The organism is Sphaerisporangium sp. NPDC004334, from assembly GCF_053602655.1.
Genome location: NZ_JBSGDZ010000005.1, coordinates 274,680 through 295,781 on the forward strand (window position 1 = coordinate 274,680; position 21,102 = coordinate 295,781).

General features: G+C 74.2%; 13 protein-coding genes. 6 read left to right on the forward strand and 7 right to left on the reverse strand.

Annotation, left to right across the window (positions count from 1 at the left end; translation table 11 throughout):
• Positions 1-882 carry an N-acetyltransferase family protein gene (locus ACWEN6_RS08305; protein WP_452569572.1) on the forward strand — a complete coding sequence of 294 codons (882 nt, stop codon included), beginning with the start codon at positions 1-3 and terminating at the stop codon, positions 880-882.
• 18 nt (positions 883-900) lie between these two features.
• On the opposite strand, the gene ACWEN6_RS08310 is transcribed toward ACWEN6_RS08305, so the two are convergent.
• Positions 901-1,974 (reverse strand): hypothetical protein, encoded by a 1,074-nt coding sequence (locus ACWEN6_RS08310; protein ID WP_452569573.1) that lies wholly within the window; start codon positions 1,972-1,974, stop codon positions 901-903.
• 209 nt (positions 1,975-2,183) lie between these two features.
• Here ACWEN6_RS08310 and ACWEN6_RS08315 point away from each other — a divergent pair, with 209 nt between their 5' ends.
• The gene (locus tag ACWEN6_RS08315; protein ID WP_452569574.1) at positions 2,184-4,613 is read left to right on the forward strand and encodes an AAA family ATPase; all 2,430 of its coding nucleotides are present in this window, start codon (positions 2,184-2,186) and stop codon (positions 4,611-4,613) included.
• Positions 4,614-4,779: 166 nt separating this feature from the next.
• Positions 4,780-5,595 (forward strand): alpha/beta fold hydrolase, encoded by an 816-nt coding sequence (locus ACWEN6_RS08320; RefSeq protein WP_452569575.1) that lies wholly within the window; start codon positions 4,780-4,782, stop codon positions 5,593-5,595.
• Positions 5,596-5,648: 53 nt separating this feature from the next.
• Here ACWEN6_RS08320 and ACWEN6_RS08325 read toward each other — a convergent pair whose 3' ends face one another.
• From ACWEN6_RS08325 to ACWEN6_RS08335, 3 genes are all read right to left on the reverse strand, one after another.
• Positions 5,649-7,436 carry a carbohydrate-binding module family 20 domain-containing protein gene (locus ACWEN6_RS08325; RefSeq protein ID WP_452569576.1) on the reverse strand — a complete coding sequence of 596 codons (1,788 nt, stop codon included), beginning with the start codon at positions 7,434-7,436 and terminating at the stop codon, positions 5,649-5,651.
• Positions 7,437-7,461: 25 nt separating this feature from the next.
• A complete protein-coding gene (pulA, locus tag ACWEN6_RS08330) occupies positions 7,462-13,299 on the reverse strand; it encodes a pullulanase-type alpha-1,6-glucosidase (protein ID WP_452569577.1) in 5,838 nt (1,945 codons plus the stop codon).
• 418 nt (positions 13,300-13,717) lie between these two features.
• Positions 13,718-14,356, reverse strand: coding sequence for a hypothetical protein (locus ACWEN6_RS08335; RefSeq protein ID WP_452569578.1), 639 nt, complete (start codon positions 14,354-14,356; stop codon positions 13,718-13,720).
• Positions 14,357-14,409: 53 nt separating this feature from the next.
• On the opposite strand from ACWEN6_RS08335, the gene ACWEN6_RS08340 reads away from it, so the two are divergent.
• A complete protein-coding gene (locus ACWEN6_RS08340) occupies positions 14,410-14,676 on the forward strand; it encodes a hypothetical protein (RefSeq protein ID WP_452569636.1) in 267 nt (88 codons plus the stop codon).
• A 163-nt stretch (positions 14,677-14,839) separates the two neighbouring features.
• Here the strand turns inward: ACWEN6_RS08340 and ACWEN6_RS08345 are convergent, their stop codons facing one another.
• Positions 14,840-15,229 carry a hypothetical protein gene (locus tag ACWEN6_RS08345; RefSeq protein ID WP_452569579.1) on the reverse strand — a complete coding sequence of 130 codons (390 nt, stop codon included), beginning with the start codon at positions 15,227-15,229 and terminating at the stop codon, positions 14,840-14,842.
• 240 nt (positions 15,230-15,469) lie between these two features.
• Between ACWEN6_RS08345 and ACWEN6_RS08350 the strand changes: the two genes are divergently transcribed.
• Both ACWEN6_RS08350 and ACWEN6_RS08355 read left to right on the forward strand, forming a co-directional pair.
• Complete coding sequence (locus ACWEN6_RS08350) at positions 15,470-17,827, forward strand: NB-ARC domain-containing protein (protein WP_452569580.1); 2,358 nt, start codon at positions 15,470-15,472, stop codon at positions 17,825-17,827.
• Positions 17,828-18,079: 252 nt separating this feature from the next.
• Positions 18,080-18,490: a hypothetical protein gene (locus ACWEN6_RS08355; protein ID WP_354834162.1), complete on the forward strand. Its 411-nt coding sequence runs from the start codon at positions 18,080-18,082 to the stop codon at positions 18,488-18,490.
• 363 nt (positions 18,491-18,853) lie between these two features.
• Here the strand turns inward: ACWEN6_RS08355 and ACWEN6_RS08360 are convergent, their stop codons facing one another.
• On the reverse strand, positions 18,854-19,426 hold the full coding sequence (locus tag ACWEN6_RS08360) for an STAS domain-containing protein (RefSeq protein ID WP_452569581.1): 573 nt from the start codon (positions 19,424-19,426) through the stop codon (positions 18,854-18,856).
• Between the two features lie 465 nt (positions 19,427-19,891).
• Positions 19,892-20,950, reverse strand: coding sequence for a zinc-dependent alcohol dehydrogenase family protein (locus tag ACWEN6_RS08365; protein ID WP_452569582.1), 1,059 nt, complete (start codon positions 20,948-20,950; stop codon positions 19,892-19,894).
• Positions 20,951-21,102 lie beyond the last annotated feature (152 nt).

Sequence of the window (21,102 nt, forward strand, 5' to 3'; positions counted from 1 at the left end):
GTGCCGATCCGCATCACTCCGCTGGCCGACCCCGAACGTGGCCCCTCCGGCCGCCGCCTGGTCTGGCTCGCCTCCGATGACGCCCAGAACCCGGTGGGTTCGGCCTTCCTGCGGCTGTTCGCCCGGCCGGAGGTCCGGCATCTCACCGAGCTGGAGATCAACGTCCACCCCGCCGAGCGGCGGGCCGGCGTCGGCCGCCTGCTGCTGGAGGCGGCCGTCGGCGCGGCCCGGGAGAACCTGCGCCGCCGGGTCAGCGCCGACGTCCCCGAGGGTTCGCCCGGCGAGGGCTTCTTGGCCGCGCACGGCTTCCGCCCCGTCCTCACGCTCACGTTCGCGCGGCTGCCGCTGGCGGAGGTCGACCCGGCGGCCCTGGCCGCGGCGGTCGAGAAGCCGCACCCCGGATACTGCCTGGTGTCCTGGGACGGCGCCGTCCCCGGCGAGCTGCTGGACACCTTCACCGCCTCGCGCCGGGCGATGGCCGACATGCCGATGGGTGAGGCCGACTTCGGGGTGGACGTCTGGGACGCCGACCGGGTGCTGGCCGCGGCGCGGGCCATCGAGGAGCGCGGCGAACTGCTGCACACCGTCGCCGCCGTGCGGGAGTCCGACGGCTCCGTCGTCGGGTTCACCGAGTTGGTGGTCCCCGGGGACGGCAAGGGGGACGCCCAGCACTACGGCACCGGAGTGCTGCCCGAGCACCGGGGCCGCGGGCTGGCCCGCTGGATGAAGACCGAGGCGATCCGCGGCGCGCGCGAGCGCCACCCCGGCCTCGCCGGCCTGCTCACCGACACCGCCGACGGCAACGCCCCCATGAGGGCCGTCAACGACACCCTCGGGTACGCGCCCACCCACCGCACCGTCAAATACCAGCTCGACCTCTGACCGGCCGGGCCGGAGGTCTCATCTCAGTGTGGAGGAGACGACCCGCGGACGGCCCGCGCCGAGGAAGAAGATGCCCGGGAATCCCTTGGTCTCGAAGCCGGCGCTGCGGTTGCGGCGGAAGGCCGACCGCTCGATGCGCAGCGTCCCGGTCCGGTCGTTGCTGACGAAGAAGACGGCCCTGCCGCCCTCCCGCGCGGTGTTGTCGCTGACGATCGAGCCCGCGACGCGCACGGTGAACCGGTTGCCGTCGGCGTAAATCGCACCGCCGCTGCCGCCGCCCGGGGTGCCGCCCCGCGCCGGGTTGGCGCCCCGCCCGATCGCCTGGTTGTGGGTGAACACGCTGTTCAGCACCTCCCACGACACCCCGATGCCGCTCAGCGCCCCGCCGTTGGAGCACACCCCGCCCTGCCCGGCGGCCCCGCCGAACGTGCTGTTCACGATGTACACCGGCAGGTCGCGCCACTGGTCCAGCGCCCGGATCGCGGCGCCGCCGACGTCCGGCCCGGTGGGATCGCAGCGGTTGCGCACGAAGGTGGAGTTCACGGCCTTGAACCGGCCGCCCCGCACGAACACGGCGCCCCCGCCGCCGCCCTCGGCCCGCTCCCCGGTGGCGTTCCCGTCGGCGAACCGGATGTTCTGCACGGTGAGCTGCGGCCACTGCTGGTCGTCGCAGTGCGGAGTCGTCCACACCTGCGCCTTGTCGCAGGTGTTCATGTACAGGATCCGCCGCGCTCCGCCACCGCTCAGCGTCACCTTTCCTCCGCCGTCCAGCACCACGCGCCTGCTGGTGTTGCGCACCTTCGCCGTGGCCCGCATCACGATCGTGACGGCCTTCGGCCCGCAGGCGAACCGGATCAGCCCTCCCTTGTCCACCGCCGCCACCACCGCGGCCGACGTGCAGCTCGCGGGCGTCCCGTTCCCCACCACCCGGTCGGGACGCGAGGTGTCGATCGCCCTCCCGTCCGCGGGCACCACGGCCCGGCCTGCGGGGTTGCCCGGCCCCGCGGCCCCTTGGGCGCTCCCCGGGACGGCCAGAACCGCTCCGGCCATGACGACGCTGACGGCAACGTGGCTGACATGGCTCATTCGCACGCCCGCGATGCTACTTGCGGCACTTCGCCACATCACTCCCTTTCGCTTATTTCCTCACCAGACGCTCGCCGGTCCGACCGGCCCGGCCCTCTCATGGGTGATCGCTCATCCCGGCCACGGCCCGCCGCCGTTCGCCATGGGGCGCCTCGGCATCGGCGCGGAGGGGAAGCGCAGGTCATCGGGCCCGGAACGGTCGGTACGCTGCGGAGGTGACCCTGATCGGACGCCGCGGAGAGCTGGCCGCGGTGGAGCGGCTGCTCGGCCGGGCCGCGGCCGGCACCGGCGGGCACCTCGTCGTCACCGGGCCGCCCGGCTCGGGCAAGACGGCGCTGGCCGGCGCCGCCGCGCGCCTGGCCCGCGCCCGCGGCATCCCGGTCATCCGGGCCGCGGCGACGGGCCTGGCCTCTGCCCCGCCTTTCTGGACCCGTCTGCTGGACGACCTCGGCACGCACGACGCTCCCGGCTCCGGGGGCGTTCCGGAAGGGAGCAGTCCGGAAGGGAGCGGTCCGGACGGGGGCGGGACGTTGCCGGGGGATGGGCTCGCGGAGCTCGACCAGGTGGCGCGGCTGATCGCTCGCGGCGGACCGCGCCTGGTCCTGGTGGAGGACGCCGACCGGGACGGCGCGCCGGCCGTGGCGTTGCTGAACCTGCTCGCCGCCCGCCTCGGGGCCGGCGCGACCGCGCTGGTCGTGACCGCGCGGGACCCTCTCGGGCTGACGCCGGAGCTGCGCCTGGGCGGCCTCGCGGAACCGGAGCTCGCCGAGCTGGTGGCGGACCTGCCCGCCGAGGCGGCCCACGCGGTGTGGCTGGCCTCGGGCGGCCTCCCCGGTCCCGCCCTCGCCCTCGCCGCCGGGCTCGCGGGCTCGCCGGCCGCCGGCGACGTGGTGGCCCAGGTGGCACTGGCCGCGCCGTCGGGGGCGTCGTTCCTCGACCTGGACGTCGGCCTGATCCGCGTCCTGGAGGACGCGGCCGGGCGTCAGCTCCCGCCCGCGACCCGGGCCCGGGTGCTGGCGCGGCTCGCCCGCGAACTGCTTGGGGACGCCTCGGCCGCGTCCCGCCGGCGGGAGCTGATCGGCGAGGCGATGGCGCTGGCCAGGACGGCCGGCGACCCCGGCGCGGTCGCCGAGGTCCTCGACTGCCGGTTGCACGCCCTGTGGGACCCGGCCGCCGCCGATGAGCGACTGGCCGCCGCCTCGGAGATCATCGAGCGGGCGCGGCGGGCGGGTGACGCGGCGGTCGAGGGACGCGGGCTGTTCTGGCGGTTCACCGCCCTGTGCGAGCTGGGGGACCTCGCGTCCGCCGAGGCGGCGCTCACGGCGTACGCCAGGGCCGGCGAGCTGGCCGGGGACGCCGAGGCGGCGGTGGTGGTGCTCGCCCGCCAGTCGATGCTGGCCACGATCCGCGGCCGGTTCGACGCGGCGGAGGCTCTGGCGCGGGAGGTGGTCGTCCGCGGCGGCCGGGCGGGGCTGAACGACACCGGCCGCCTGGCCGGATCGCTGCGCGCGAGCCTCGCCGCGTTGCGCGGGCAGGCCGCCGACCTCGTGGAACCATGGCAGGCGCTCGCCCGGCGGCTGCCCGGGCACTTCTTCGAGGCCGCCGCCGCCCGCACCCTGGCCGAGTCCGGCCGCGGTGTCGAGGCGGAGCTGGAGCTGGAGCGGCTGCTGCCCGCCGTGCTCGCCGGATCGGGGCCGCGCTGGCTGGGCGTCGCGGCCGACCTCGCCGTGGTGGCGTCGCTGGCCGGGGAGCCCGCGCCCGCCGAGGCGCTGTACGAGGCGCTGCTGCCCTACCAGGGACGGCTGGTCGTCTGGGGCGGCGCCAACACCATCACCGGGCCGGTGGACGACTACCTGGGCCGGCTCGCCGCCCGGCTCGGCCGGCCGGACCAGGCGGTCGGCCACCTGGACGCCGCCGCCGCGCTGGAGCGGCGCGTCGGAGCGCTGCCCTGGCTGGCCCGCACGCTGGTCGCCCGCGCGCAGGCCATGACCGCGCGCGGCGGCGAAGGCGACCACGACCGGGCCGCGGACGACCTGGCCCGCGCCCGCTCGATCGCCGGGCGTCTCGGCATGGGCGGGCTGCTCGCCACGCTGGAGCCCCCGGCCGACGAGTGGCGGCTGCGCCGGGACGGCGACGGCTGGAGCCTGGAGGCGGGCGCCGAGACGGCCCGGCTGCGCGACGGTCGCGGCATGCATTACCTGCGGGCACTGCTGGCCGCGCCCGGGCGGGAGATCCCCGCGCTGGACCTCGTCGCGGGAGGCGCCGGCCTGCGGGCGCCCGGCGGTGACCCGGTGCTCGACGACGCCGCCCGCGCGGCCTACCGGCGGCGGCTGGAGACGCTCGACCGGCGGCTCGACGAGGCCGACCGGGTGGGCGACTCCGAACGGGCGGCGGCCCTCCAGCATGAGCGGACGGCCCTGCTGGGCGAGTTGCGCCGGGCCACCGGCCTGGGCGGCCGGCCGCGGGCCCAGGCGGGCGAGGCCGAACGCGCCCGCGTCAACGCGACCCGGACGCTGTGGGCCGCCGTCGAGCGGGTGGAGTCGGCCGCGCCGCTGGCCGGCGCCCACCTGCGGGCGTCCCTGCGCACCGGCCGCCTGTTCCGCTACCAGCCCGCCCCCGGCGGCCCGGCACGCTGGCGGGTCTGACCGAAGAGGGATCGCCTCACCGCCACCGCCTGCCGGTCGGCCCGGCGGAGCGTCCGGGCCAGGAGGCCGCACCGGTGTGCCGGGGCGTGTTCGTCGCGGACGAACGAATCGTTCGTGCCGGAGTTACGCCTGCCAGGTGAAAGCACCCTCAGGGCGGGAGAACGACATGTCACATATGCGACCACGGTACTTCGGCGCGCTCGCCGCGGGCAGCCGGGGAAGAGTCGGCGACCGGCCGCCCCTGGTCCTGCTGCACGGTCTCACCTATGACCGGCGCCAGTGGGGGCCGGTCCTGCGTGAACTCGCGTGCGACCCCGATCGGCAGGTGGTGGCCTTCGACCTGCCCGGACACGGCGAGTCGCCCCGGCGCTCCACCTACCGCCTGGACGAGGTGGCCGCCGTGGTGCACGCAGCGGTGACCGAGGCCGGGATCGAGGACCCGGTGGTGGTCGGCCATTCGCTGGGCGGCGCGCTCGCGACCGTCTACGCCGCCGCGTATCCCACCAGGGGCGTGGTCAACGTCGACCAGCCGCTGCTCGTCGACGGGTTCGCCGCGGTGCTGCGCGAGGCCGAGCCCGTACTGCGCGGCCCCGGGTACGGGCAGGTGTGGGGGTCGCTGCTCGCCGGGATGGGGATCGACCTGCTGCCGCCGTCCGCGCGGGAGCTGCTGCGGACGGCCACCACCCCCCGGCAGGACCTGCTCCTCGGGTACTGGGAGGAGATCCTGGTCACGCCGTCCGGCGACCTCGGTGACCGCCGCGCGCGCGACCTGGACGCGATTCGCGCGCGCGGCGTCTCCTATCACCATGTGAGCGGCGGTGAGCTGGGTGAGGCGTACCGGCGCTGGCTGGAGGCGGCGCTGCCGGGCGCCGCCGTCACCGTCCTGCCGGGCGGCGGCCACTTCCCGCACCTGGCCCGGCCGGCCGAGCTGGCCGCGATCCTGGCGCGACCGGCCGGGTCCCTGGTGCGTCCGCCCGCCTGACCCGGCCGCGCGCCCCCTGGCCGCCTGCCCCGGGGCGCGCGGCCGGGTCAGGGTCAGCGCCAGGTGTCGTCGCGGGTGGCGGTGCCGCTCGCCGGGGTGGTGAAGGAGCGGTTCGGATCGCTCTCCCAGGTGACCGAGCCGTCGGGGTTCTTCTTGATGTACTTGTACTGGACGGCCGTGCCCGCCGGCAGGGCCACCGTGGCGCGCCAGACCGGGTAGGACGCCGACGACAGCGCCACCGCGCCGGCGGGGTTCCACGCGCCCAGCTCGGCGAGGTCGCCCACCACGAAAACGTTCTGCCCCCAGGTGGTGGTCACGTTCGCGTTGAACGACGTCGCGACGGTCGCCGGCGGCGTGGTGGTGGCCCCGGTCCGGATGGCGACCGCGCTCTTGGCGGGGACGGTGACGACGGCCGTGCCGCCGGAGCCGACGGTCACCGAGCCGCCGCCGGTCAGGTTGGCGTAGGTGCCGGCGGGCAGGCCGGTGGCGAAGGCGCCCGAGTAGGACGAGGAACCGTTGTTGATCGCGACCCAGCCCTTGGCGCCGCGGCTGAAGGCGATCACGTTGGCGGACGGGGCGCTCCAGTTGGCCACCGAGGTGCCCCGGACGGCGTTGCGGAACCCCACCATGCCGTTGACGGCGCCGTCGCGGTGCAGGCACGTCCACCCGCTGGAGCAGTTCGCGGCGGTCACGTAGCCGTTGCCGTCCGAGGGCGGGGAGGCGTCGTTGTCGCCGAAGGTGAACCCGTCGTAGATCTGCGGCGCGCCGTGCGTCCAGGCGAGCTGGAAGATGGTGGCCAGCGTGTAGGCGGCTCCGCTCTTGTAGGTGAGGGTGGAGCCGTTGCGCTCGGTGTCGTGGTTGGCGACGAAGGTGACGGCCTTGTCGCCGGGCTGCATGCCGCCCCACGTGGCGCCGAAGGTCTGCAGTTCTGAGATGTTCCCCTCGAACTTCTGCTTGAGGTAGCGCCCGTACTGGAAGTCCAGCACGTCGCCGAGGCCGGTGTACTGGCCGGGCTGGACGGCCTCGCCGGCGCCGTAGATGACCTCCTGGACGATGTACGGCGAGCCGGTGACCTGCCCGTAGATGGCGGCCAGGTCGGTGGGGTTCATGTGCTTCACCGCGTCCACGCGGAAGCCGTCCACGCCGAGGCCGACCAGGTCGTTGAGGTAGGCGGCGATGCGGGAGCGCACGTAGCCCGCGCCGGTGTCCAGGTCGGCCAGGCCGGACAGCTCGCACTGCTGCACGTTGCGCGCGCTGCCGGCGTAGTCGCCGTCGTGGATGGTGCCGTCGGAGTTGCCGCAGGCGCCCGGGTAGTAGTGGAAGTCGGCCGAGGAATAGGTGCCCGGATAGTTGTACTTGGAGAAGGTCCTCCCGCCGTAGGAGGCCGAGCCCTGGCCGGTCATGTGGTTGATGACGGCGTCGGCGTAGACCTTGACCCCGGCCGCGTGGCAGGCCTGCACCATCGCCGAGAACTGGGCACGGCTGCCGAGCCTTCCGGTCAGGTCGTAGGCGGCCGGCTGGTACAGCTCCCACCACGAGTGGGTGCCCGCCCGCTTGAGGGAGTCCTGCGGCGGCGACACCTGCACCGCTCCGTACCCGGCCGGGCCGAGCACGTTGGTGCACTCGGCGGAGACCGAGGGCCAGTTCCAGGCGAACAGGTTGGCGGTGACGTCCTTGGTGCCGGAGGGGGCCGCCTGCGCGGGGCCGCCGGTCAGCGGGACGACGGCCGACGCCGTCAGCAGGGTCAGGACGGCGGACAGGGCGAGGGAACCGAGCCCGGCCCGGCGGGGGCGAGGAGCGCGGACGGACCGGGCGGGGGCGGGGGGATCGCACGATCTCACGTGGGGCCTCCAGGATGGGAGGGGTTCACGACCGGACGAAGACCGCGACCGTGCGGGCCGGGACGGTCAGGGTGCCGGTCGAGGGGTCGAAGGCCGACCGCCTGACGACGGAGTCGTCCGAGGCGGCCTGGACGGGGTGCAGGGCGACCCGCGCGCCCTTCAGCGCGGGGACGGTCTGCGCCTGGGTGTCCGGCGTCGCGTTGAACACCACCGTGACCGACTTCCAGCGCGGGTCGGCGCCGGAGGAGTCCAGGTGCATGGTGACCACGCCCGGCGTCTCGCCGGTGCCGCTCACCGGGAAGGACAGCCGCCGCTGCACCTCGGCGAGCGAGCCGAGCGAGAACGCGGGGGAGGAGGAGCGGATCTTCAGCAGCTCGCCGAACCGCGCCCGCGCCGCGCCGATCGCCGCGCAGCCGGGCCGCAGCGCCGGGTCGGCCAGCAGCGGCCTGGCGTAGGGCCACTTGGACTCGTTGTCGGCCTTCGGCGGCAGGCCGGCGCCGAAGCCGTTGCCCGCCGAGCAGTCCCACAGCAGCCGGTTGAACCAGTCGCCGGAGTCGTAGGAGTTGCGGTCGAGCGACTTGGAGCGCAGCCGCTCGCTGCCGGCGTGCACGAAGGCCGTGCCCTGCGACAGCACCGCCGAGGCGAGCGCCACCGCCTGCATGCGCACCCGGTCGTCCATCGAGGTCGACTGCGGGAGCTTGTAGGCGAGCGCGTCGAACAGCGTCTCGTTGTCGTGGGCGTCGACGTAGCTCACCGCTTCGCCGGGCGCGGCGGTGTACCCGGCGGGCGAGCCGTTGTAGTCGACCTGGGCGCCGGTGACCTGCGCCCCGGTGGAGGCGGTGAACCGGTAGTCGCGCAGGTTGCCCGACAGCCCGACCTTGATCAGGTCCTGGTAGTGCAGGAGGCGGGCCCGCTGCTGCCCGGCGTCGCCGTTGGCCGGCGACCCGTTCGGCGCTCCGGCCAGCCCGGAGCCGAAGCCCTGGACGCGCGGGTCGGCGTCGAACGGCCCGCCGCCGCGCACGGCGTCGCGCAGCCGGTCGTTGAACGTGCCGACGCCCGTGCCGGCCATGTTCGCCTGGGTGGCCTGGACGAACCGCGCGTCGTTGGCGACCTCCCCGAAGTTCCATCCCTCGCCGTACAGGATGACCGACCTGCCGTCCACGCCGTCGCGGGCGAGCGTCAGCCTGTCCAGCGCCGCCCGCACGGCCAGGATGTTCGCCTTCGGGTGGTGGCCCATCAGGTCGAACCGGAAGCCGTCGACCTTGTACTGCCTGGCCCAGGTGACGACGGAGTCCACGACGAGCTTGCCCATCATGGCGTGCTCGGGCGCGGTGCCGGCGCAGCAGGTCGAGGTGGCCACCGTGCCGTCCGGGAGCAGCCGGTGGTAGTAGCCGGGCACGACGCGGTCCAGCACCGACCTCGGGTCCTGCCCGGCGGCGAAGGTGTGGTTGTAGACGACGTCCATGACGACCCGCAGCCCGGCCCCGTTCAGCCCGGCGACCATCGAGCGGAACTCCTCGACGCGGCGCGGCCCGTCCGGGTCGGTCGAGTAGGAGCCTTCGGGCACCGTGTAGTGCACCGGGTCGTATCCCCAGTTGAAGGAGTCGGTGGCGGCGGTCTTCGCCACGCACTCCTGCTGCCCCTCGGAGTCGGCCGGCATCGCGGCCAGGTCGCACCCGGGCTCGGTGCGGTCGGCGCGGCGCTCGGGGACGCTGCCGATGTCGAACGCGGGCAGCAGGTGCACGTGCGTGAGCCCGTCCGCGGCGAGCCCGCGCAACTCCTTCATGCCCGCGGAGTCGCGGGCGAACGCGGCGAAGGTCCCCCTCTCGGACGCCGGGACGGTGGTGTCGGAGGCGGAGAAGTCGCGCACGTGCAGCTCGTAGATGGACGCCCTCTCCTGGGGCACGGCCTTTGGCTTGCGCAGCGTCGTCCAGCCGCCGGGCCGCAGCGCGCGGTCGGACAGGTCGACGAGCTGGCTGCGCGCCGAGTCGGCCGCGAGCGACACGCTGTAGGGGTCGGTCACCTCGTTGGTGACCACCGTGCCGGCCGCCGGGGCGTACACGGTCACCAGGAAGGTGTAGTAGAGCCCCTTCCAGGTGGGCAGGCCGCGCACCGACCAGACCCCGGTGGCGTCGTCGCGGCGCATCGGGTGGACGGTGCGCCCGCCGCCGGAGGGGCGCTGGTAGAGCGCCAGTTCGACCTTGCGCGCGGTGGGCGCCCACACCGACACCGACGGCGAGGCCGAGGCCGCGTTCAGCTGGGAGGAGGCCGAGGACGGCCACACCGGCCCGAGCTCGGCGGACGTCGCCGCGGCGTACAGGTCGTCCAGCACGCCGGGGATCTGCACGCCGGTCGCCGTGCGCAGCACCCCCGCCGCGTCGCGCTCGACGGCGACGACCTGCCCGCGCAGCGCCTGCCCGACCAGGTGGGCGTCGCGGGGGTCGACCTTCAGCGCCGCGTAGGAGGCCAGGTGCGGCCACTTCGCCTTCTGCGCGTCGGTGAGGGCGCCCCCGCCGGACAGGCGGATCAGCCGCAGGTCGCCGGTCAGGTCGCCCTTGTCGTAGGCGATGTCGCCCTCGGCGGAGAACGCCAGCGAGTAGTGCGAGGCGGTGGACGGCGTGAGGTTCCAGGCGATGGTGTCGCGGTCGATCCAGTGCGCCGCGGCCTTGGACAGGTCGGCGTCCGCGCCCCGGGCCGTCGGCTGCGGCAGCAGGTGGCCCTCGACGGCGGCCAGCCGCCACACCTCGTGGCCGGTGGCGCTCAGGTCGAGCGACTGGTCGGACGGCAGGTCCTTGTCGTCGCCCTTGTGGATGATGTAGCTCAGGCTCGTCGCCCCCTCGGCCAGCGGCACGCGGTAGTACACGCCGAAGTCGTCCTCGCCCGCCGGCGGCAGCGGGGCCGCCCACTCCGTCGGCTGGGCGGCCCCGTTCCACACGTGGAGTCCCCAGCCGTCGTAGTTCCCGTCCGCGCGCCGGTAATGCAGGATCGCCACGTTCTCCGCGGCGGCGCGCGTCGGGTGGAGGGTGGCCTCGCCGGAGTTCACGTACGCCTCGGGCCGCAGCGCCGGGACGAACGACTGGTCGGGGCCCGGGTCCTTGGCGTCGCCGTTGTGCACGATGTAGTTCAACGGGGCCGACGGGTCCTTCAGCGGGACCTTCCAGTACGGGCCGTAGGAGTCGGCGCCGTCCGGCGCGCGGGGGCTCGCCCAGCCGGTGCCCGCCCCGTCGGCGACCGCGTCGCCCCACAGGTGCAGCCCCCAGCCGTCGTACCGTCCGTCGGGGCGGTGGTAGTGCACGGTCGCGTACCCCTGGGCGGCGGCACGGGAGGAGGAGACCTCCGGCCTGCCCTCGGTCAGCCACACCTCGCCCGTCCTGCGCGGGTCGACGGCACGGTCGCCGCCGTCCTTCTCGTCGCCCTTGTGGGTGATGAGGCCGACGCTCGCCGCGCCGGGCTTCAGCCTGATCCAGGCGAAGCGGCCGAAGGAGTCCTCGCCGGTCAGCGCCAGCGGCGTCCCCCACTCGGTGGGCTGTTCCACATCGCCCCACACGTGCAGTCCCCAGCCGTCGTAGTCCGCGCGCCGGTAGTGGACGACAAGCCAGTCGCGGGTGAGCGTCCCGGGCTCCTCCGGGGTGGGCGGCGCCGCCACGGCGGCGGTCGCGGAGGCGGCGGCGAACCGGCCGGCCGAGTCCTTCACCACCGCCTTGTAGGCGACCTTCGTGCCCGCGGCCAGCCCGGTGAGGTCGTGGAACACCCGGAACGTGCGGCCCGCGCCGGACACGGTGGGGGCGTCGTCGGTGCCGAGCACCTTCCAGGGGCCGTCGCCGGCCCGGGCGGCGAAGGTCACCTGGTCGAACCCGTCGCCCGGCACGGTCGCCGCCACCGGGACGCGCCCGTCGGCCGCCGTGCCGCCGATCTCGGAGCCCGGCAGCGTGATCGACACGGCGGGCCCGGCGGCCGGGGCGGCGAGCCTGCCGGAGGCGCGGTAGACCACCGCCGACAGGGCGGGGACGGTGACCCGGAGCGCGCGGTCGGCGCCGGTGGCCGCCGTCGCGGGGCCCGCGCCGTACACGCGGGTGAAGCCCATGCCCGCCGAGTAGGTCGGCACGGCGGCCGAGGCGGGCGTCTCGGCGTTGTTCACCGCGACGACGTACTCGACCTGCTCCTTGGCGCCGATGCGGCTGAAGGCGTACAGGCCGCCGGTGGCCAGGCGCTCGACCTGCGCGCCGTCGGCCAGCGCGGGGTGGGCGTCGCGCAGCTTCGCCAGCGCCGCGATCCCCTGGTACAGCGGATGGGCGGGGACGAAGTTGTCCTGCGCGTGCGTCGCGGTCGTGCCGATCAGGTCGTCGGTCAGGTAGCTCGGGGTCCTGGAGGCGAACATGGACTGCCGTGCGTCCTTGTCGCCGCCCTTGCCGGTGAAGCCCTGCTCGTCGCCGTAGTACACCACCGGCTGGCCCCGCGTCAGGTACATCAGCTCGTGGGCGAGCAGGTCGCGCCGCAGCAGCTCGTCGTCGGTCGCACCCGAAGCGTCCTGGGCGAGGAACCGGCCGATGCGTCCCATGTCGTGGTTGCCGAGGAAGGTCGGCAGCGAGGCGGCGTCGCGGTCGGCGGCCGTGTGGTAGTCGTCGCCCGCGTAGAGGCGGGCCAGCCGGGAGGCGTCCGCCGTGCCGCCGCCGTAGGACCGCGCGGCCTCCTGGAACGGGAAGTCCAGCGTCGCGTCCATGCCGCCCTGCGTCGAGTAACGGCTGGTCACCGCCGGGTCGCCGGAGTACACCTCGCCGAACATGAAGAAGCGGTCCTGGCCGCGCTTCGCGGCGTACTCGTGCAGGGCGGGGGAGAACCGCTGCCAGAACTCCATGTTGACGTGCTTGGCGGTGTCGATGCGGAAGCCGTCGATGCCGGTCTCGCGGACCCACGTCCGGTAGATGTCGGTCATGCCCTTGACGACCTCGGGGCGCTCGGTCCACAGGTCGTCCAGGCCGGAGAAGTCGCCGTACTCGTCGGTCTCGCCGCCGCTGAACGTCGAGTCGCCCCGGTTGTGGTACATCGTCGGATCGTTCAGCCAGGCCGGGGTCTTCACGCCCTTGGCCGCGACCGGCGTGTAGGGAAAGGAGCCGGCGTCGACCTTGGGGAAGGTGGTCCCGCCCGCGTAGTCGCGGTCGTCGAAGGGCCGGCCGGAGGTGTCGACGTAGGGATAGGCGGCCTTGGAGCGGTAGGTGTAGGTCTTCTCCTTGTAGTCGACGACATCAGCCGTGTGGTTGGTGATGATGTCGAAGAACACCTTCATGCCGCGTTCATGGGCCTCGCGGACGAGCCGCTTCATCTGGGCGTTGGTGCCCAGGTGCGGGTCGATCGAGGTGAAGTCGGTGATCCAGTAGCCGTGGTACCCGGCCGAGGCGTCGGCGCCCGTGCCCTGCACGGGGCGGTTCTTGAACGCGGGGGTCAGCCAGATCGCGGTGCTGCCCAGGCCCTTGATGTAGTCGAGCTTGCCGAGCAGCCCGGCCAGGTCACCGCCCTGATAGAAGCCCTTGTCGGCCGGGTCGAAGCCGGTGGCGAGCCGGTCGCCGGTCAGCCCGCCCCTGTCGTTGCCCGGGTCGCCGTTGGCGAACCGGTCGGTCATCACGAAGTAGAACCGCTCGCGCGTCAGCCGGGTGCGCGGCGCGTCGCGGGCGAGGTCCTTGTCGGAGGGCTCCGCCGTCCGGCTGAGCGGGGACACCAGCGCCTTCGCGGCGGCCGGAACGCCGGGCGAACCCGCGGACGCCACGGCGGCGGTGGAGCCCGCGGAGGCCTCGGAGCCCCCGGAGGCGGCGGAGCCCGCGGAGGCCACGGCGGCGGTGGAGGAGGCCGCGGAGGCCGCGGAGGTCACGGAGGTCACGGAGTTCGCGGAGGCCGGGGGAACGGCGGCCAGGGGCGCCGTGCAGAGGACCGCTGTGAGGACCGCGGCCACCGGTAAGCGGGCCGGCCCGCGGACGGGCGACCTTCTCGCGGGCCATGGGGGGAGTGGCCGGACCACAAGGGCCTCCGCGTGTCGTATTTCAGGGTTGTTGCCCGGAAGTTACTCAGTCACTTGGCGTCATGCAATGCCTTTCAGAGATTTCCTGCAAATTGCTAACCCGTCGAGCCGGACGGCGTCGCGGCCGAGGCTCCTCCGCCCGGGCAGGACGGCCGAGCCTGGCCGAGGTCCCGTTGAGCCGGCCGGGGACGCGAGCGCCGCCGGGCGAGACGCGCACAGAAGCGGGGCGACGGCGGCCAGGCGTCCGCGGCAGAGTTCGAGGTCGTTTTGGTCAGGTGGCGGGCGGGACGCGGACCGGGATCTCGCCGCCCAGACGGGCGCCCGAGGTCAGCTCGAGGTCGTCGCCGCTCCAGAAACGTCCTGGGTCGTACCAGTTGAGGCGGCGACCGGCCGGGAGCAGACCCATGTCCTGGTACGTCGCCGCGACCACCTCCGCGCAGTAGGCCGTCTCCAGCGCCGCCTCCCGGGCACGACGGACGGCCGGCAGCCGGCCGCGCAGCCAGCGGCCCGCCAGCCGCGCCGTCGAAGGGAACGGCGTGCCGTCCAGGCGCGCGATGGTGCGCAGCAGGGCGTCCTCCATGTCCCGCGTGACCGGGCGGTCGAGCTGGCGCAGCCACGCGCGCTGCCCGTACCTCGTCGCCCACACCGTGACGGCGTCGCGCAGGTCGTGGAGCTGGACGCCGCGCTGGTTCGTGCCCGACCACAGGTCGGGCAGCGACCGCCCGAGCTCGGCGTGCCACATCAGCGGCGGTAGATCATCGATGACGACGGACATGCCGACGTGGTTCACCGGGCTGTTGGTCGTCACCTGGATGGCCCGGTCGGGCGCCGACCGGCCGCGGAACAGCCAGACGTCGCCGGTGCGGGTCAGGTCGAGCGCCTCGTCGAGGCCGATGCTCACGCCGGACATCCCACTCCTCTTCCCAGTAGCCTGAGGACATGCGTTGGTGGAAGATACTGGGCCTGGCCGCCTTCGCGGGCGTCGCCGCCTCCGGAGCCGTCATCGTCCGCGCCGAGCGCCGCCGCCGCGCCTACACCCCCGAAGAGATCCGCGACCGCCTCCGCACCCGCCTCGCCGAGGCGTCCGACGCCGCCCCGCCGCCCGGCCGTTCCGTCCCGGCGCCCGCCCCTCGCCCCTGGACGGTCACCGGCCTCCGGTCGGCCACGGTGCGGTTCTCCGGGCGCGCGCGCGAGGAGTTCCGAAAGATCACCGGACGGCGGTTTCCCTGATTCGGCGACCGCGGCATGTGCGTCCGTACAAGGGACGGCTCGCGGAGATCCGGGAAATGCGCGGACGGCCAGACCGCATTCATGAGAAACCGGCGACCGGAAAGCGCGGGCGGATGGTATTCCATGGCGAGCGAAGCATCGATCGTTCAAAGACCGGGGCCGCCTATCGGGCAGGGCCCTCCCGCTCGTCGGCCGCCTCGTCACTGGGACGGCAGGGCCGCGGAGTGCCGATCGTGATGGGGCCGGTGAAGGTGTCGGCTTGCAGGACGGGGCCGTGCACCGTGCCGCTGACGCTGTTGCGCACCCGGCCCGCGCCGGAGTCCGGCTCCGGGGGCGGTGGCGTCCCTTCCTGGGCGGGGGCGCGCCGGGCGAGGACGACTCCGTAGGCCGACAGGGCGAGCCCGGCGACCCCGGTGAACGCGCCGAGCACGCTGGCGTACTTGTCGGCGTCGTCCAGACCGGCCATGGGGAGCGCCACCCCGAGCGCCACCATGACCAGACCGGTCGCGATCACTGCCAGCCGGGTGAATATCCGTGCCCGCGAACGCCTCATCCGGTGATTCTCACCTCTCGGATAGGCCCGCGTATAGGGGCGGGAGAAACGACCTGAACCCGAGGTTCGTGGGACGGCCGCCGGGTGAAGTATTTGGCCTCTGGCGCAGTGAACCGGGAAAGTCGATCTGTGCATTCGGGGCGAACTGATTTACGATTGCGGGGCATCTGGAGCCGAGGCGACGTGGGGCTGGCCATGGATGTGCCCGCCGGGGCATACACGAGCAACGTACCGGTCGAGATGACCACTTTCGTGGGGCGGCGTCGTGAGGTGGCCGCGATCGCGCGCATGCTGGGGGAGTCGCGGCTGGTCACGCTCACAGGCGTGGGCGGGGTCGGCAAGACGCGGCTGGCGACGCGGGTGGCGCGCGAGGTGGCGGGCCGCTTCCCCGGCGGCGCGTGGTTCGTGGAGCTGTCCTCGCTGCGGGCCCCCGAGATGGTCGGCGACGCGATCCGCGCGGCGCTGCGCGTGGGCGCCCGGCCCGGCGACACGGCGGTCGCCGTTCTCGGCGAGTTCCTGGCGGGGCGGCGCACGCTGCTCGTCCTGGACACCTGCGAGCACCTGACGGACGCCTGCGCCGCGACCGTGCGCGCGATTCTGGCCGCCGCGCCCGGAGTCCGGGTCCTCGCCACCAGCAGGCGCGTGCTCGGCGTCCTCGGCGAGGCCCGTTTCGAGGTCGAACCGCTGCCGGTGGAGGGCGAGCCCGGCCTGGGAGAGGACACGGCGCCGTCCGGCGGCGCACCGGACGGCCGGCCCGGCCCGTTACGGACCGGCGACGCGCGAGACGGCGCGTCCGGTCCGACCGGGGCCGGCGGCGCGCGAGACGATGGGTCCGGTCAGGCCGGGGACGCGGGGCGGGGCGGCGGCCCGTCCGATGGCGCGGACGCCCTGGCCACGGACGCGGACGGCGAGGGCGGCCCGAGTGGGGCCGCGGCGCCGTCCGAGAGCGGGTCGAGCGGGGGCGTGGATTCGTCCGGGGGCGGGTCGAGCGGGGGCGCGGCGTCGTCCGGGAGCGGGGCGCGGGGGGCGGTGGCGTTGTTCACCGAGCGGGCCGCCTCACTGGTGCCCGGGTTCGCGGCCACCCCGGAGGTGGCGCGGCTGTGCCGGCGGCTGGACGGCATCCCGCTGGCGATCGAACTGGCCGCCGTGCGGCTGCGGTCACTGTCGTTCGAGCAGGTCGCGGCCGGTGCGGGCGACCGTTTCGCCCTGCTGTCCGACACCCGCCGTCCCGGCCCGGCGCGTCACCGGACGCTGCGCACGGCGATCGGCTGGAGCCACGAGCTGTGCGAGCCGCTGGAGCGCCTGCTGTGGGCCCGGCTGTCGGTGTTCCCGGCCGACTTCGACCTCGCGGCCGCGCAGGCGGTGTGCGCGGACGCCGAGGACGAGGTCGGCGCCGGCCTGGGCCGCGAGCACGTCGAGGACGTGCTGCTCGCCCTGGTGGACGCGTCGGTGGTGTCACGCGTCGACGCCGGCGCGGCCGTCCGCTTCCGCATGCTCGACACCATCCGCGAGTACGGCGCCGTGTGGCTGCGCGAGCTGGGGCAGACGGCCGGGGTCCGGCGCCGCCACCGCGACCACTACCTCGACCTGGCCCGGCGGTTCGACGCCGAGTGGTTCGGCGCCGAGCAGGTGTCCTGGTACACCCGGATGCGCCGCGAGCTGCCCAACCTGCGGGAGGCGCTCGGCTTCTGCCTGGCCGAGCCCGCCGAGCACACCGCCGGCCTCGACCTCGCGGGACGGCTGACCTACCTGTGGCTGGCCTGCGGCTTGGTCGAGGAGGGCCGCGGCCACCTGCGGCGGGCGCTGGAGCTGGTCCAGCCCTCGGGGCGGGCGCTGTCGCGCGCGCTGTGGGCGTGCGCGTGGCTCGCCGACCTGCAGGGCGACCTGGACGAGGCCAACGACCTGGCCACCGAGTGCATGGCGCAGGCGTTCTCCCATGACGACCTGGCGGCGGCGGGCTGGGGCATCCTCTGCTGCGCCAACACCGGCCTGCGCTGGGGGTACCTCACAGAGGCGCTGTCGATGTACGAGCGGGCGCGTGGTACCCACGAGCAGGGCGGCGACCGCGGGGCCGGCCTGGCGATGGCGCTCACCGGGCAGGCGTACGCGCTCATGCGGCTCGGCAGGCTGGACCGGGCCCTCGGCTGCCTGCGCCTGCAGGCGTCCTTGTGCGATTCCCGGGGCGACATCTGGGTGCGCTCGTCGGGGGAGTGGGTCCGCAGTCTCATCGAGGCCGACCACGGTGACTACGCGGCGGCCGACCGGTACGCGCGCGCGTCGCTGCGCCACAAATGGCTGGTCCACGACAGCCACGGCATGGCGATGGTGCTGGCGAGCCTGGCCCGCACGGCCGCCGGCCTCGGCGACATGGACCGCGCGGCGCGGCTGCTCGGCAGCGGCGAACTGGTCGAGCACAGCTACGGGCTGCGGCTGTGCCTGCCGCGCGCCGACGGCCTGCGTGAGCAGGCCGAGTCGCGGGCCAGGGCCGTTCTCGGTGACCGCGACTTCGACACCGCCTTCGCCCATGGCCGCGAGCTGGACCTGGACAGCGCCCTGGCCTACGCGCTCGCCGACGCCTCCACCGGCACCCGCACCTGACCGCGTCCGGAACCGTCGCTCGATCATGATCGAGGTGACCGCCCAGAGGAGGGCGCTCGCGCCGCGGCTCGCTCCCGATCTTCGGGCAGGCGGTCACGCGGCTGCTGGACGGGTTCTCCGAAAAGGAGTCGCGGCAGCTTACGGGCGTGCTTCGCCGCATGCTGGACAACCTTGAGGAGGGCCGCGAAAATCCGGTTAAGTAGGGCTTCGCGAATGTGTTGACATTAATGCCACAAATGACATTATTCAGCCATGCGTGACGAAGCCGAGCGGCTGCTGCTGATCCAGGATGACTTCGAGCGCTTCCGCGCCGCCACCCGGATGCTGGTGGACCTGGACGATCTGATCCTGGAGATCTCGCGCATCCGCAACGAGAGCGCCTCCCGGATGCAGATCATCTCGGTCACCCCGCCCGCCCGATCCGATGACGCCCTGCCGGACGACGCGCGCGCGGTGCTCGAATGCATCCGCAGGACCGGTGCCCAGCGGTTCCGGCGGCGCGACATCTTCCGCCGCCTCGCCCGCCGGTTCAAGCGCGTCGCCGCCATGGTGCCCGCGCTGGACCTGCTGGAGGCGGCCGGTTACATCCGCAAGATCGAGCCCACTGTCACCGCCGGCCAGCCCGGCCGGCGCCGCTCCCCCGAGTACGAGGTGCGCCTCTAGGGCGACTGCGGAGGTGTACCGGTCGTCCGCCGTACGGCGGCGCCGGATCCACCGCCCACCATCCCGCCGCCCCGGCGCCGGGGGAAGGCTCCACCCAAGCGGGAAGAGCGACGCACCCGGCCGGACATAGTGGGCCCTTTCGTCTGACGGCGTGCCCTGCGGGGGAGGGGCTTTCCTGGCGGGGGTGTGACGCTCCTGGCTGGGGAAGGTGGGCTTTTCCGGGTGGCGGCGTGGCCTCCGGGGAAGGTCCACCCAGGGCTGAAGGGCGACGCGCTCGGGCTGGGGGGTGTCCTCTGGGTTCTGTCTGGACACGGGTGCGCCCTGCGGCTTGGTGGTGTGGCGCTGGAGGCCGGGTGGGGCTGGTCAGGTTTGGGGAGGGGGGATGGGGGAGGCCGAGTCGGGAGGCGGCAGGTCGTCGGCCTGCTGGAGCACGCCCGCGACCGTGGACCCGTCGTCCCCCTGACCTGCCCCGCTCACGCTCGTGAGGACGTCGTCCGCCTGACCTGGGCCGATGGCGTCCATGGGGACCGCGCCGCCGAGGTGCGGGCCGGCGGCGCCCGCCAGGCCGAGGGGATCAAGAGGCTCCATCGCTCCGGCCACGGAGGGGGAGACGCGGAGCATGGCGTCGTCCACGCTCTCGTAGGTGTCGAACGCCGCGCGCAGACCGGTGATGGTCAGCACCCGGAGCAGCGTGCCCTGGACACCGCTGAGCATGAAGCCCTGCCCGGCCGCCTGGCTGTGGTGCAGGGCGGCGATGAGCTCGCTCAACCCCACCGAGTCACAGAACGTGACCCCGGCGACATCGAGGATGACGGCCGTCACTCCAGGCATGCTCCAGGCACGGCCGAGTTCGTCGCGCAGGATGACCGCGGAACGGTAGTCGAGCTCACCTTGCGCCTCGACGACGATCGCGCTGTTGCCCACCCTGGAGAACACGACCAATCCTGCTTGCGGATCGGCACCAAACTGCATAATCACTCCCTCGGCCTGCAGGTTTCAGGGCAGGCGTGGATACCTTCCTACCAGGTTCGGGCGACCGCCACCGCCACGCGACCGCACGAGATGTGGACGCCCAGAGGCCCGGTTCGGCCTACACGTGGGGTGGAGCAGGGGCTGCGCGTCCTCGATCCGCGGGGCCGAAGAAACGAAATCGAGCGCCGCCGATTCCGCCCGCCACTCGCCCGCACGCCCGCGCGGCCCTCCGCGCCGCGCGGGGGGCGCTGTCGTCCCAAGGGTGGTCACCGGTGTCTGGGGAGCGCCGGACGGCCGCGCCGGGGTCGTGTGCGGTCAGGGATGGCGGTGCCGGGGTCATGTGCGGTCAGGGATGGCGGTGCCGGGGTCGTGTGCGGTCAGGGATGGCGGTGCCGGGGTCGTGTGCGGTCAGGGACGGCGGTGCCGGGTTCATGTGCGGGCAGGGACGATCATGGTGATCCCGGCCGGGCCGGTGGCCATGGTGGCCAGGGCCTCGGGGGTCTCCTCCAGGGTGATCGTGCGGGTGACGAGCGCGTCGGGGCTGAGCCGGCCGTCGGCGATCATCGCCAGCATGGGCGGGTAGGCGTGCGCGGCCATGCCGTGGCTGCCGAGGATCGACAGCTCCAGCCCGATCACGCGGTCCATCGGGACGGCCGGGTGCCCGGCGGCCCGCGGGAGCAGGCCGACCTGGACGTGCCGTCCCCGGCGCCGCAGGCTCTCCACGGCCGCGGCGAGGGTCGCGGAGCTGCCCAGGGCGTCGATCGTCAGGTGCGCGCCGCCGCCGGTGATCTCGCGTACCTGGGCGGACCCGTCCTGCCCCGTGGCGGGCGTGGGCGGGACGAGGACGGTGTGCGCGGCGCCGAATCGGGTGGCCAGTTCCAGGGCGGCGGGAGAGACGTCGACGGCGACCACGCGGGCCCCGGCCGCGGCGGCGATCATCACGGCCGACAGCCCGACGCCTCCGCAGCCGTACACCGCCACCGACTCACCCGGCGCGGCCCGCCCCTGCGCGACGACGGCGCGGAAGGCGGTGGCGAAGCGGCAGCCGAGGCTCGCGGCGGTCGGATAGGACATGGCGTCGGGCAGGCGGACGAGGTTGACGTCGGCGTCGCCGATGGCGACGTAGCCGGCGAAGGAGCCCCAGTGGGTGAACCCGGGCTGCGTCTGGTTCTCGCAGACCTGGTGGTCTCCGGCCGCGCAGGCGGGACAGCGTCCGCACGCGCAGACGAACGGGGTGGTGACCCGGTCGCCGGGACGCCACGCCCGTACGTCGTGGCCGACCGCCTCGACCACGCCGGCCAGCTCGTGCCCCGGCACATGCGGAAATTTCTGGATATCGGGGTCGTGGCCCATCCACCCGTGCCAGTCGCTGCGGCACAGTCCGGTCGCCTCGACCCGGATCACCGCACCTGCGGGCCCCGGCGCCGGATCGGCCACCTCCCGCACCTCGGGCCGCTCGCCGAACCCGTCGTACTGCACCGCGCGCACCGGCCGGCCTCCTTCGCTCACCGCCCGGGCGACTCCGAAATCCGGTCGGGACACCCCATGGCCGACATCCCGGGCATGACCGATTCTGCCCTGCCGGCCGGGCCGGGACCTTCTGCCGGTCGGGTGGATCTTCCACTTATATCCGAGGAAAT